Source organism: Mesorhizobium sp. BR1-1-2 (assembly GCF_020165435.1).
Lineage (GTDB): Bacteria > Pseudomonadota > Alphaproteobacteria > Rhizobiales > Rhizobiaceae > Mesorhizobium.
This window is the reverse complement of sequence record NZ_JAIUID010000011.1, coordinates 115,055-127,363: the sequence shown is the minus strand read 5'-3', so window position 1 is coordinate 127,363 and position 12,309 is coordinate 115,055. Positions and strand designations below refer to the sequence as shown.

General features: G+C 61.2%; 11 protein-coding genes, 1 tRNA gene and 1 pseudogene. 5 read left to right on the top strand and 8 right to left on the bottom strand.

The features are described from left to right. Nucleotides 1–224 precede the first annotated feature (224 nt). The 4 genes from LB551_RS22535 (at nt 225) to LB551_RS22520 (ending at nt 3,901) form a co-directional block, all read left to right on the top strand. The gene (locus tag LB551_RS22535; RefSeq protein ID WP_224660526.1) at nt 225–683 is read left to right on the top strand and encodes a phasin; all 459 of its coding nucleotides are present in this window, start codon (nt 225–227) and stop codon (nt 681–683) included. 338 nt (nt 684–1,021) lie between these two features. Next, a tRNA-His gene (locus LB551_RS22530) sits at nt 1,022–1,098 on the top strand. A 504-nt stretch (nt 1,099–1,602) separates the two neighbouring features. Beyond that, nucleotides 1,603–3,570: an AI-2E family transporter gene (locus tag LB551_RS22525; protein ID WP_411970961.1), complete on the top strand. Its 1,968-nt coding sequence runs from the start codon at nt 1,603–1,605 to the stop codon at nt 3,568–3,570. A 46-nt stretch (nt 3,571–3,616) separates the two neighbouring features. Next, the gene (locus LB551_RS22520; RefSeq protein WP_224660525.1) at nt 3,617–3,901 is read left to right on the top strand and encodes a hypothetical protein; all 285 of its coding nucleotides are present in this window, start codon (nt 3,617–3,619) and stop codon (nt 3,899–3,901) included. A 3-nt stretch (nt 3,902–3,904) separates the two neighbouring features. Here LB551_RS22520 and LB551_RS22515 read toward each other — a convergent pair whose 3' ends face one another. From LB551_RS22515 to LB551_RS22480, 8 genes are all read right to left on the bottom strand, one after another. After that, nucleotides 3,905–4,585 (bottom strand): HAD family hydrolase, encoded by a 681-nt coding sequence (locus tag LB551_RS22515; RefSeq protein ID WP_224660524.1) that lies wholly within the window; start codon nt 4,583–4,585, stop codon nt 3,905–3,907. A gap of 26 nt (nt 4,586–4,611) precedes the next feature. After that, a complete protein-coding gene (locus LB551_RS22510; protein ID WP_224660523.1) occupies nt 4,612–5,397 on the bottom strand; it encodes an inositol monophosphatase family protein in 786 nt (261 codons plus the stop codon). After that, on the bottom strand, nt 5,394–6,227 hold the full coding sequence (locus LB551_RS22505; protein ID WP_224628205.1) for a phosphodiesterase: 834 nt from the start codon (nt 6,225–6,227) through the stop codon (nt 5,394–5,396). Before LB551_RS22505 ends, LB551_RS22510 begins: the two co-directional genes overlap by 4 nt. Before the next feature lie 111 nt (nt 6,228–6,338). Then, entirely contained in the window at nt 6,339–7,613 is a 1,275-nt protein-coding gene (locus tag LB551_RS22500; RefSeq protein ID WP_224628204.1) for an ABC transporter substrate-binding protein, read from the bottom strand. Nucleotides 7,614–7,733: 120 nt separating this feature from the next. Beyond that, the gene (locus LB551_RS22495; RefSeq protein ID WP_224660536.1) at nt 7,734–8,594 is read right to left on the bottom strand and encodes a carbohydrate ABC transporter permease; all 861 of its coding nucleotides are present in this window, start codon (nt 8,592–8,594) and stop codon (nt 7,734–7,736) included. A gap of 29 nt (nt 8,595–8,623) precedes the next feature. Beyond that, nucleotides 8,624–9,538 (bottom strand): carbohydrate ABC transporter permease, encoded by a 915-nt coding sequence (locus tag LB551_RS22490; protein ID WP_140552871.1) that lies wholly within the window; start codon nt 9,536–9,538, stop codon nt 8,624–8,626. A gap of 2 nt (nt 9,539–9,540) precedes the next feature. Next, nucleotides 9,541–10,746, bottom strand: coding sequence for an ABC transporter ATP-binding protein (locus tag LB551_RS22485; protein ID WP_140552845.1), 1,206 nt, complete (start codon nt 10,744–10,746; stop codon nt 9,541–9,543). Between the two features lie 39 nt (nt 10,747–10,785). Then, nucleotides 10,786–11,682, bottom strand: coding sequence for a metallophosphoesterase family protein (locus tag LB551_RS22480; RefSeq protein ID WP_224660521.1), 897 nt, complete (start codon nt 11,680–11,682; stop codon nt 10,786–10,788). Nucleotides 11,683–11,946: 264 nt separating this feature from the next. On the opposite strand from LB551_RS22480, the pseudogene LB551_RS22475 reads away from it, so the two are divergent. Further along, nucleotides 11,947–12,145, top strand: a pseudogene (locus LB551_RS22475) (glycerol-3-phosphate dehydrogenase); the annotation flags it as partial. Nucleotides 12,146–12,309: the final 164 nt, after the last annotated feature.

The window sequence follows — 12,309 nt, the reverse complement described above, 5'->3', positions numbered from 1 at the left end:
GCATTTTTGCAGTTAACGCTTTGTTAATAAAAGCCGGCGGCGCGAAGGTCCACAAGCCAGAACGTGCATAGGCCTGAATTTCGGCTCTTGGTTAACGGCCGAGACGGAATATATGGTGCAGTGCAACAAAGATATTGCAATGCACAAAAATTGCCTTTATATTGCCATCATACATGAACGAGACGGCTTTCCGTCAAAGCCGCTACCGCTGAAAAGGATGGAAAATGTCCAGGACCAAGACTGCCGAGACCATCGAAAACGTTGAATTCCCGAGCTTTGACGCTTCCAAGGCCACCGACCAGATCCGCGCTTTCGCCGAGAAAGGCGTCGAGCAGTCGAAGGAGGCCTACGCCAAGCTCAAGACTGGCGCCGAGGAAACCCAGAAGGCCCTGGAATCCACATACGAGTCCGCCAAGACCATTTCCAGCGACCTGTCGCTCAAGACCATTGCCGCACTGCGCGCCAATGCCGAAGCGGGCTTTTCGCATCTCGAGGCGCTGATTGGCGCCAAATCGCTGTCGGAAGTCGTGGAGCTGCAGACCGCGTTCCTGCGCAAGCGCATCGAAATGACCGTCGAGCAGGCCAAGGAATTCCAGGCCGTCGCCTCCAAGGCGGCCGAGGATGTCTCCAAGCCGATCAAGACCGTTTTCGAGAAGGCGATGAAGGACATCAAGGCCGCCTAATATTTGCGCATGATCAGAAGATGTAACAAAAGGTCGCATTTTCTTTGAAATGATCATATGTATGATGGCAGCCATCAACGAATACCCGGTCGGCGGAACCTCCTCCCTCCGCCTCCGGGGTGACCAGCCAGCACCTCCTCCCGCTGGCTCGTAACAGGAAAAGGCCGGCACCTCCTCCCGCCGGCCTTTTTCTTGTCCGCGGATCCGCTTCCATGTGGGCAAGTGACCTTTGCTTTGCAAAAGCCTTGAATTAAAATCCATAAGCCCGTAAGGACGCATCGCCGAACGACAGAGCGCTCGAGGGGACTTATGTCCACCGATCCCGCTCAGGCAAACGTGCCGTTGTAGCTCAGCTGGTTAGAGCGCCGGATTGTGGATCCGGAGGTCGCTGGTTCGATCCCAGCCAACGGTACCATCGGCTTTCCTCTGAACAACTGATTTTGCTCGATAAAAATTTTTGACCGCGGACTTCCGGGCTTGCGCTGTAAAGCGACAGCCTGAAGAGGTGCGAGATCCGCAGGATTTCGCGTGGCGAAAGCCTCGAAAGATCTCCGAGATCGAACAGCATGGCCCTGTTGCGGAAGCGGAAATCCAGTAGCAGGCCCGGATCGGAAAAGTTCGTTTACCAAGCGCGGCTGGACAAAAAGGCCTGCGATTCCCATTCGGCTCGCATCGGCGAGAAGCAGGCTGTCGTCCGGGCTTATCTTGGTCGCCGTCGGGAGGGACGCCGCAGATGTTCCGATGATCCACACCCTTCGGCTACATCCCCTGCAAAAGTTCGAGATCATCACACATGCGGTGTAGCGAACCAGGTCATTGGCCAGAAGCTGAGGAGGTGCCAGTATACGGACTAGCGCGCCCTTTGCGCGGTTAGGCCATGGCCGTCCTCTAAATCGCGAGATTGCAGATAGGTCCCATCATGCCCCCTGCTTTTATGACATCGAAGTTGGCAACCGTCGTGGCGATGATTGCTACCGTCGCCATTCTTTACGTCGCCAAGGAGGTCCTGCTGCCATTGGCAATAGCGGTCCTTCTCACATTTGCGTTGGCGCCGATTGTTTCTTTGCTCCGAAAGTTGAAGCTGCCGCGAATGATCGCTGTGCTTGGCGCGGTTGCATCGGCCTTCGTCCTCGTGTCGCTGTTCAGCCTGATCGTTGCCACGCAGGTGAGCCAGGTCGCGCAGGACATTCCGACATACCAATCCAACATCCTCGAGAAGATTCGGACCTTGAAAGAGACGGGATCCGAAGACGGCCTTATCAGCCGGCTCGGCAAGGTATTCGAACGCGTCAACACTGAAATAAACAAATCCCAATCCAACGAGCAAGCAGATGTGGAGCAAACCACGAAGCAGCAGGATCCGCTTCTGGTTCAGATATTCTCGCCCCAGCGTCCGATAGAGACGCTGAGGAACATCATCGAGCCGCTGATCGGACCACTCGCCACGACCGGCCTTGTCATCATCGTGGTGATTTTCATGCTGCTCGAGCGCGAAGAATTGCGGGATCGATTCATTCGCCTTGTGGGCTACAGCGATCTCCATCGCACGACCCAGGCATTGCAGGATGCAGGCAGTCGCGTTGGACAATATCTGCTCATGCAATTGGTCGTGAACATCGTCTACGGCGTCCCCCTTGCAATAGGTCTTTGGTTTCTTGGCATTCCCAACGCCCTGCTATGGGGCATGTTGGCCGTTGTCTTGCGGTTCGTACCCTTTATCGGTCCGGTTATCGCGGCGGTGATACCTTTGTTTCTTGCCTTCGCAGTGGCTCCCGGCTGGAGCTTACTGGTATGGACTGGCGCTCTCTTCATCTTGGCAGAGCTTGTAATCAGCAACGTCGTCGAGCCCTGGCTCTACGGCTCGCACACGGGCCTCTCGCCGCTGGCGATCATCGTAGCCGCCGTTTTCTGGGCCTGGCTATGGGGCCCGGTCGGCTTGGTGCTGTCGACGCCGTTGACCGTCTGCCTTGTCGTGCTTGGACGGCACGTGCCCCAGTTCGAATTCCTGCAGATCCTGTTTGGCGATGAGCCGGTGCTTGACCCGAAGGAGCGTCTGTACCAGCGGCTTCTTGCCGACGATATCGACGAAGCCACCGACAACGCGGAAGAAATGCTCGAGGAGAAATACCTGATCGAGTTCCACAGCACTGTTGCGATTCCGGCGTTGCTGCTTGGTGAACAGGACCGGGCTCGGGGCGCGCTGACGGCAAGTCAGTTGGCGAACCTTGCCGAAAACGCCCGCACCCTGGTGGCCAACCTCAACGAGATCGCCGCGGAGGAAGAAGAAGAGGAAGAAGACGAGCACGCGGAAAAAGAAGGCGCGAGCGCAGATCCGGGCGAAGAGGACGAGGATCAAGCCGAGTTTGCGCCTGATCTCCCGGATGGTGCTGGGAAGTCAGTGCTGTGTATCGGCGGGCGCGGAGACCTCGACGATGTGGCCGCTGCGATGCTCGCGCAGGTCATTTCGATCGAGGGTGCGGATTGCGTGGCCGCGAGCCACCGTGACCTCCTCCCCGCGCGGATCCGGAAACTTCCGCTTGAAGCTCGCGACGCAGTCGTCGTGGGCTTCCTCAACCGCGATTCATTCAAACACGCGGTATTCGTCGTGAGGCGCTTGAGGCGACTCGCACCGCGTGCACGCATCGGAATCGCGCTCTGGCACGATTCCCATGACAAGCCCAGGGAGGATGCGGCGAGCCTCGCCGAGCAATTGGAAGCGGACTTTGTTGCTTTCAACGTGGTCGACTGCGTGACGGGTGCGCTCTCAAACGAAGAACCGCGTCAAGTGAAAAAGAGAAAGCAGAGAAATCTAAGGCGGCCTCGCGTTCGTCAGGGCGTGGCGGCGGCGGTGCAATTGGACGATTCGCTGGGTCAGCCGGCGCGGTGATCGTCAACGGCACGGCTCTTTTTGGACCAACTTCGGCTACCTGACAATGATCGTGTTAGCGGTACCTCTGGTACCGGTCGAAAGTTCGCTGGCAAACGCACACTTCAACGTGTTTCATGCGGTCCAAGGTAATGCGGAAGTCGGCCGGATTGATGTCGGAGCTCGGCGAAGGCACCATGTTTTATCGATGGACGACGTGATCCTGAAACCCTCACACCCAATTACGGAATCCTGTCCATCTGTTACATTCGGCGACCCGGCGCTTTCGACGGTGTTCGAGCAGGAAAAGGCGGTGCCGGATCATCTGCTGCCCGGCGTTCGCTGGGCCTGAAATCTAAACGGAGACGGGCGCGATCAACTCCAGAGAAACGAGTTCGCGCTCGACTTCGTCCCAGTCGGCGCAGATGGTCCGGGCACCGGCCACGCGCAGTTTCTCGGCATGCCCCGAATAGGTGTGGCCGCCGCCGATGAAGCCGATCGCCGTCATGCCGGCGGCGACTGCGCCCTGCACGCCGAAGGGCGAGTCCTCGATAACCGCGCAGCGCTTCGGTTCGACGCTCATCCGTTCGGCGGCGAACAGGAAGATGTCGGGGGCGGGCTTCCCGCGCGCGACCATTGACGATGAGAATATGTTCTCGCCGAAGAATTTCGCGAGCCCCGTGACCGAAAGGCTGTGATGTATCCGCTCCAGCGAGGAGGATGAGGCGACGCAGCGGGGATTGGACAGCCGTTCAAGGAAGGGCTTCAGGCCTGCCATCGGCTGCAGACTTTCGCTGAAGAGCGCTTTCACCTCGTCCCACAAATCCGTGGTCTGATGCTCCTCAAGACGATGGCCGGTCGTGAGCCTGATGCGCTCCAGGATATCGGTCTGCTTCATGCCGACGCATTGCAGGACCGCCTGCGGGTCGAGTTCCATGCCGTGTTTCGAATAGACCCGCCGGTAGGCAAGCGCCGCCAGCGGTTCGCTGTCGACCAGCACGCCGTCGCAGTCGAATATGATCAATGCGTCTTGCATGCTCGCTCCGGTTTGCGCGCCAGGTGTCACAGGCCGCGTAGCGCTTCAAGAAGTTCGTCGTGAATGAGCCCGTTCGAGCCGACCTTCTGCGTGTCCTCGTCTGTGGAGTCGGGACCTGAAAGCGTGGTGACCTTGCCTCCTGCTGCGCGTAGCAGCGGCATGGCAGCCGCGTAGGACACGACGTCGGCCTTGATCGAAACCGCCGCATCAAGCTGGCCGGCGGCGACCATCGAATATTCAAAGGCCCCAGAGACGATGACGCGCACGCCACGCGCGCCGACGCCGAGCCGCCGCACGATCTCTGCTGTGCGCGCCACCTCCTCGGCCGAAAAGTGCGACGTCAGCACGACGGCAATGACCGCATCGGCCAGTCTCGAAGTTGTCGAGACGTTGGCCATCTTGCCGTTGACGGTCGCGATGCCGTCGCTGGTGTAGTGCGCCTCGAAGCCGGCGGCGGGCGCGACGGTCAGGCCGACCTTCGTCGCACCCTGCTCCTGATAGGCCATGGTGACGGAGAACCACGGCAGGCCGGACGCGTAGTTTATCGTGCCGTCGAGCGGGTCGACGATCCAGCGGCTTTCGCCCAAGGTTCCCGTCGTGCCGGCTTCTTCCGACAGGATGCAAGCTTGCGGTGTAAGCGCGCGCAGCCCGTCGATGACAATGCGTTCCGAAGCGAGGTCGGCGGCGGTGACAATGTCCAGACCTTCCTTGCGCGTGACGTCGAGGCGCTCCTCGCGCATCGACATCAACGTCGCGGCTGCCTTGCGTGCGATGGCATCGGCGTCTTTCAGGATTTGATGGTAGTCGCTCATGTCTCGTTTTTCCCGGGGTAGTCGACATCGGTGACGAAATCGTGGGCGGGGCCGAAATCGCCGATCGGGACGACGTGAGAAACGACACCGGTCTGCGGCGACCAGGCGTGCAGGGCGAAAGCCGGCGGTTCGAAGATGAAGCGATTGGGCTCGCCCGGACGAAGATCGAGCGCGACCTGGTGCGCGACGCCCGGCGCGACGAAGCCGACCGTGCCGGCAAAGCGCGTCGTGATGGGCCGGTGATAGTGCCCGCAGGCCACCCGCTCGATTTCGGCGTGGGACCTGATCATGTCGCGGAAGCCGTCGCCGACGACGCACATCATGATGTCCATGCCGTGCGCGCCGACGGGAAAGGGCGGATGGTGCATGAAGACGAAGGTCGGGCGGCCGTCGCCCTCGGCGAGACGCTCACCGAGCCAGGCTTCGCGCCGTTCGCAGATCGCACCACCGTCCTCGCCCGGCTGCACCGTGTCCAGCCCGATGAGGCGGACTGGAAGGTCCTCGATCGTATAATGCAGGAAGTCCGGCGACTGGCTCAGATAGGGGAATTTCGGCGCCATCACCTCGCGCATTGTCTCACGCCGGTCGTGGTTGCCAGGGATGACGAAGACGGGCATGGGCAGGGCCGACAGCATGTCGGCGACAAGCGCATACTCTTCCGGGCGACCGCAATCGGCGAGATCGCCGGTGACGAGGACGCAATCGGGCGCCGGATCGAGCGCGGCGACGGTCGCGATGGCGCGACGAGTCATGGTGTTGGTCTCGAGCCCCTCATAGGCCATCTGGCCGTCGGGTCGGATATGAAAATCGCTGATCTGTGCAATGAGCATCGGGAGGTCCGGCAGTGTGAAGGGAGGGCTGACACAAGAAGGGCGCCACATCGGCGCCACCTTAAAAAAGGCGCGCCAGCCGAAGCCGGCCGGCGCGCGTGGCATGGCGATTTATTTCATGAGTGCCTGTGTTTCGGAGACGAGGCTGTCGAGCCCGTCCTTGATCGATACGTCGCCGCTCATGACCTTGCTGATGATCTCGCGTTGGGTGCGCCAGATGCGGACCGTGTTGCCCGCCGAATAGCCGGGCCACGGGCGCGACAGTGCCATCTGCTTGGCAACGGTGGCGTAATTCGGGTTCGCTTCGTAGAACGGGCCGAGATAGTCGGTCCCGGTGGCGGCCTTGTTGGTCGGGAGGTAACCGCTCATCTTGACGACCTGCTCCTGCGCCTTGGGGCCGGTGACGAATTTAAGGAATTCCCAGGCCGCCTTCTGCTTGGCCGGGTCGGAGGCAGTGATCACCGCCGCGTTGCCGCCTGTGGGCAAGCCACCCTTTTCCTTGTCGTCGACCGGGAAGACCGCGGTACGCAGCTTGAATCGGTCGCCGATCAGTTCGGTATCCTGGCTGAGACGGGCAGGCGTATCGAAGAAGATGCCAATCTGGCCGGCGATGAAGGCCTGGCGCGACTGATCCCAGTCGATCAACGGCATGCCGGCATCGGTGACGAAGCTGCGGAAATATTCCAGCGCCTTCAGGCCGTGCTCGTCGCCGAAGGCCACCTTGCCGTCCTTGGTCAGCTCGCCGCCGCCCTGCATCAGCATGGCGTCCCAGAGCCATTCGTCGGGCCAGTCATGAATATTGTAAGCGAGGCCGGCGATGCCGGAACCGGTGGCCTTGATCTTTTTGGCGAGTTCCATGATGCCCGGCCAGTCGGTGGGCATGTTGTCGGGGTCGCCGCCGGCCTTTTTAACCAGGTCGGCATTGTAGAACATGATCGGCATCGAAGCGTTGAAGGCCAGTCCGTAGAGCTTGCCGTCCACCCGGCCGAGGTCGAGAATGTTGTCGGCGTAGTTGGCGTCGCGCCATTCCTTCGCTTCGGCGTCCATCATCGTGCCGAGGTCCAAGATCTGGTTGCGCGCCTTCAGCTTGCCGACCAGTTCATGCAGGACGTGATAGCCCGAATAATAGACGTCGGGCAGGTTGTTGGTGATGGAGGCCCGCAGCATGGCCTGGTGGCCTTCGTCGTAGCTGGCCGCCGGCGCGCGGAACTGGATCTTGATGTCGGGATGTTCCTTCATGAATTCCGCGGCCAGCGGCTCATGGAACTTCGCGAAGGCCGGGAATGCGTAGTAGACATCGAGCGTCACGGGGGACTGGGCCAGCGCTGTCGACGCCGCTCCCAGCAATACGGCCGAGGCCGCGATGATCTTTGACAAGAATTTCATTAAGGCTTTCCTCCGGTTATGCGATTTGCCCGATGCTCTTGAGGCGATGATGCCGCCTTGCCCCGCGAAAGGTGTGGGGGAACGGCGCGACCGGGCTTCTAGCCGCGCCAGTTGTCAGTTTTATTTCACCCCGGTCATCGTGACGCCTTCGATGAAGCGGCGGCGTGCGAACAGGAACGCGAGCAGCAGTGGCGCGGTCAGGATGGTCGCGGCGGCCGTCAGTGCGCCGTAATTGGTGCCGGCTTCGGCGTCCGAGAAGAACATCATGCCGAGGGGCGGCGGCGCCAGGTTGACGTCGGAGATGACGATTAGCGGCCAGTAGAGGTCGTTCCAGTGCGCGACGAAGGAGAACACCGCGAAGGCGGCGATCGCCGGCATGGCGCTGGGCGTGACGATGCGCCACACGATCTCGAACTCGCTCATCCCGTCGAGCCGCGCGGCATGAATGATGTCGTCGGGGAAGGAACGGAAAAACTGCCTGAACAGGAAGATCGCGAACACTGAGAGGAAGAAGGGCACCATCATGGCGAAATAGGTATTCAGCAGGTCCATTCTCGCCAACGCGATGTAGATCGGCAGCGCCGGCACCTGTTCGGGCACGCATAGGCCGAGCAGGACGAGGACGAAAAGCAGGTTGCGGCCCGGGAACTTCAGCTTGGCCAGCGCGTAGGCGCATGGGATGGCGACCAGAAGCTGGATGAGCAGGATGCCGCCGCACACTATGACGCCGTTGAGTGCGAAGCGCAGCAGCGGCGCACTGGTCAGCGCCATCGCATAATTCTCGAAGCCGTAGAAATGTTTCGGCCAGATCCTGAGCTGGGCGTTGAACACCTCTTCCGGCGGCTTGATCGAGGTCACCAGCATCCACAGGAAAGGCAGGAGAATGAACGCCGCGCCGGTGATCAGGATGCCGTGAGTGATGAACAGAGAGGCGAAGCGCCGGCCGGCGGAGCCAGCTGGTGTGGTTGTTGTGCCCGCCATCGCGGGAGCAGTGATGGTTGTGTCGGTCATCAGTAATGCACCCTGCGATCCATGACGACGGTCTGGAGGATCGAGAAGACCAGAATGAAAATGAGGAAGATGAAGGTGAGAACCGACGCATACGCCATGCGGAAGTACTGGAAGCCTTCGAGGTAGACTTTGTAGAGCAGGACCTCGGTCGATCCCACCGGACCGCCATGGGTCAGCACCGCCACCGTGTCGAACACCTTGAAGGCGGTGATCGAACTGGTGACGATGACGAACATGGTCGTCGGTCCCAGAAGCGGCCACGTGATCGTCAGAAAGCGGTCGATTTCGCCGCCGCAGCCGTCGATCTCGGCGGCTTCATAGAGGTCCTTGGGAATGGTCGAGAGGCCGGCCAGAAACAGGATCATGTTGAAGCCGACCAGTTGCCAGATGCCGATCACGGCAAGCGTCGGCAGCGCCAGCGAGGGATTGCTCAGGAAGGCGACCTCGCCGATGCCGAGCCAGCGCAGCACCGCGCTCACCGGGCCGAGGCTGGGGTGCAGCAGGAACTGCCACACCGTCGCCATGGCGATGAAGGTCGAGGTCACAGGCAGGAAGTAGATGATTTCGTAGAGCGAGCGGGTGCGCTTGCGGCGGTGAACGAGGACGGCGACGAGCAGCGACAGGATCACCGAGCCGGGCAGGACGATCGCGACGTAGACGAGCGTGTTCTTGAGTGCGCGGCGGAATTCCGGATCGGTCAGCGCGTCGGTGATGTTTTGCAGGCCGACATAATGGACATCGACCTCGCCGAGTTCGTAGTCGGTGAAACTGAGATAGCCGAGCACGCCGAGCGGCACGAGGATCGTCAGCACCAGCAAAAGCAGGGCAGGCAGCGCGAAGCCGCCGGCGACCAGCCTCTCGATGAGGGCCTGCCGGGCACCGGGCCTGGCGGGCGAAGCGGGTACCGCGGTCAGGCTCATGACGCGCGCGCTCCCTCTGCGAGGCGCAGCTTTCCCTTGGCGGCGGTGGCCGCGTCTTGGGAGACTTGGGGCTCCACGCGGTTTCCGGCGGCATCGAAGACATGGCAGGCCGAGGGATGGAACAAGAGTTCGGTGTTCTCGACCTCACTGTCCGGCACGCCCGCGCCTATGCGCGAGGTCACCAGGATTCCAGGGAGCGAGGGAACGTCGAAATGCAGGATCTTCTCGGAGCCGAGATGCTCGCTGCGCCGCAGCTTCGCCGCAAGCGGGACCTGGTCCGTCGACTGGCCCGAGACCGCGCCGGGCAGGATCATTTCCGGGCGGACGCCGATCATCGCTTTCTCTCCGGCGGGGAGGGCGGTGCCGATCGGCAGAGGCTTTCCGAGCAATTCCAGCCGCCCGCCGACCCCCACCGTCGCGGGAACCAGGTTGATCGTCGGGCTGCCGATGAACTGGGCGACCTGGATGTTGGCCGGCCTGTCGTAGAGTTCGTCGGGCGTGCCGAGTTGAAGGATGTCTCCGCCTTCCATCATGGCGACCCGGCTCGACATGGTCATCGCCTCGACCTGGTCGTGCGTGACGTAGACGAATGTCGCGCCGAGTCTCTGGTGCAGCTCGGCCAGCTCGCTACGCATGTGGACGCGCAGCTTGGCGTCGAGGTTGGAAAGTGGCTCGTCCATCAGGAAAGCGGCGGGCTGGCGCACCATGGCGCGACCGAGCGCGACGCGTTGACGCTGGCCGCCGGAGAGCTGGGCGGGCTTGCGCTCTAAAAGGGGTTCAATCTGAAGTTGCGCCGCGATGCCCCTGACCTGCTTGCCGATCTCCTGCATCACCTTGCGGCGCCGGGACGAGAGTAGGCGGACGAGCGGCAGGCGCTCGTAAAGGTTAAGCCCGGTCATCGTCAGGGGCAGCGCCATGTTGTTGAAGACGGACATGTGCGGGTAGAGCGCGTAGCTCTGGAACACCATGGCGATGCGCCGCTCATGCGGCCTCAGATGATCGATCGGCGCGCCATCGACGAGGATCGAGCCCGAGGTTTGCGGCTCGAGGCCGGCGATGATGCGGATCAGCGTCGACTTCCCGCAGCCGGAGGGGCCGACAAGCGTCAGAAACTCTCCGTCATTAATGGAAAGATTGATGTCTTTTAGAACCTTGTGGGTTCCGAACGACTTCGAAAGGTTCTTTATCTCTACTGCAGCCACTGCGGGTTGCTCCGTTTCGCAACTAATCGGATCGAGGCGCTATCTCGGTGGATAGACCTCATCCAAGACATCACCGATGAAGAAGGGGGTGAGGCCTGGAATTTCGGCAGGCATCACAGTGAAACCGGACTCGGAAAACTCGTACACGAGCGCGCCGAGGACGGCTTCTCCCGCCATGCCTTCCGGTTGCAGATGGGCGTCAACGACGAAGCCCGACGAAGGGGCCCAAAGGTATCTTACGTTATCGACCACGCTATCGTGCAGCTTGTGCAAATGGCCGCTCGCCACGAACGCCACGTCGAAGCGGCGCACCAAATCCAGCAGCCGCGCCCGCGGAACGGGCGTCGGAGCCCAATATCCGACGTCGCCTTCCCTTGGCTCGCCAATGAACAGCGGGCGGTGGGTGAACCATCCGATCCGGCGTCCGGAGGCCTCGCGCATTGCGCTCTCCAGCCACGCCATCTGCTCCGTTTCGGCCGGCTCGTCGCTGCCGAACAGCATCGAATCGAGTCCGATCAGGCGCCAGCCCTCGATGTCGCGATGCCACCAGTCGGGCCCGAAATGACGTCGCCAGCGGGCCAGGCGTTCTGCGTTGACTGGCTGGTACGGATGCTTGGGCTCCCCCACGTCGTGATTGCCCGGCACGGCGAGATAGGGCAGTCCGATGGAGTCCATTATCTCGGCGCAATAGCGCATGTCCTCCTCGACATCGGCGCCATCCACGGTGACGTCGCCTGTATGGATAACGAGGTCGGCATGGCTTTCCTTCAGCCAGTCGAGGAGCGGCTGGCTGTTGGCATGGAAATGCCGCTTGCCAGGGCTGAGATGGGTATCGGAAATCTGCACTATTCGCGTCATCGGATGTTCTGGAACCTTTGCCGCGTCTTGCGGCGTTGATCTCGTCGTGTCGAAAGAAGCGCCTGAAGCCGGGCGCATTCTTTCCCCTGCATGTGAAGGTGTGACGACGACGTCGGATTCTAGGTCCAGGACGCGGCGTCTCCCGCAGGAAAGGCTCACTCGGTTGAAACGGCTTGGACCGGCATATTGAACCTCCCATCGTGTTCTCCGTCCGATGCCCATTGTCAGGGCATTCTGAGGTGCGGAAAACTTCCTCCAGCTTTCAATTGAAAAAAATTTCACAGCTTGATAAAAATATCAAGACAAAAATCGCGACCGTAGCGCATCTCGAATTGCGGCCCCCATGAGGGTGCTGCCGAAGCGGTGCAGATCGAACAGACCGAGATCGAATATTTGAGCGCGGCCGTGAACCGCTACTTCAAAGAGAAGCTGCGCCGCCAGGATTTGCTGTACGCGTTCTCGGGCGTGCGGCGGTTGTTCGACTACGTCTTCGACCTTCGGCGGCGAGATCACGATCTTCCGGAAACTGGCCGAGCACGGGTGGCTCTACGGCACGCGGGCCAGGAGGTGGTGGCAGGGCAGGTCTGGAAGAAGACGCGCCTGGGCTTGTCAGCTGGCTTGCTGAACCGAGCATCAAAGCATCGGCCGGCCGCCGGTGACCTCATAGACTGCGCCGGTCGTGTGGCTGGAATCATCCGAGGCCAG

Excerpts from the sequence above, each read along its gene's own strand:
- LB551_RS22535 (WP_224660526.1), top strand. The coding sequence starts at position 225 with ATGTCCAGGACCAAGACTGCCGAGACCATCGAAAACGTTGAATTCCCG.
- LB551_RS22525 (WP_411970961.1), top strand. The coding sequence starts at position 1,603 with ATGCCCCCTGCTTTTATGACATCGAAGTTGGCAACCGTCGTGGCGATG.
- LB551_RS22520 (WP_224660525.1), top strand. The coding sequence starts at position 3,617 with ATGATCGTGTTAGCGGTACCTCTGGTACCGGTCGAAAGTTCGCTGGCA.
- LB551_RS22515 (WP_224660524.1), bottom strand. The coding sequence starts at position 4,585 with ATGCAAGACGCATTGATCATATTCGACTGCGACGGCGTGCTGGTCGAC.
- LB551_RS22510 (WP_224660523.1), bottom strand. The coding sequence starts at position 5,397 with ATGAGCGACTACCATCAAATCCTGAAAGACGCCGATGCCATCGCACGC.
- LB551_RS22505 (WP_224628205.1), bottom strand. The coding sequence starts at position 6,227 with ATGCTCATTGCACAGATCAGCGATTTTCATATCCGACCCGACGGCCAG.
- LB551_RS22500 (WP_224628204.1), bottom strand. The coding sequence starts at position 7,613 with ATGAAATTCTTGTCAAAGATCATCGCGGCCTCGGCCGTATTGCTGGGA.
- LB551_RS22495 (WP_224660536.1), bottom strand. The coding sequence starts at position 8,594 with ATGGCGGGCACAACAACCACACCAGCTGGCTCCGCCGGCCGGCGCTTC.
- LB551_RS22480 (WP_224660521.1), bottom strand. The coding sequence starts at position 11,682 with ATGCGCCCGGCTTCAGGCGCTTCTTTCGACACGACGAGATCAACGCCG.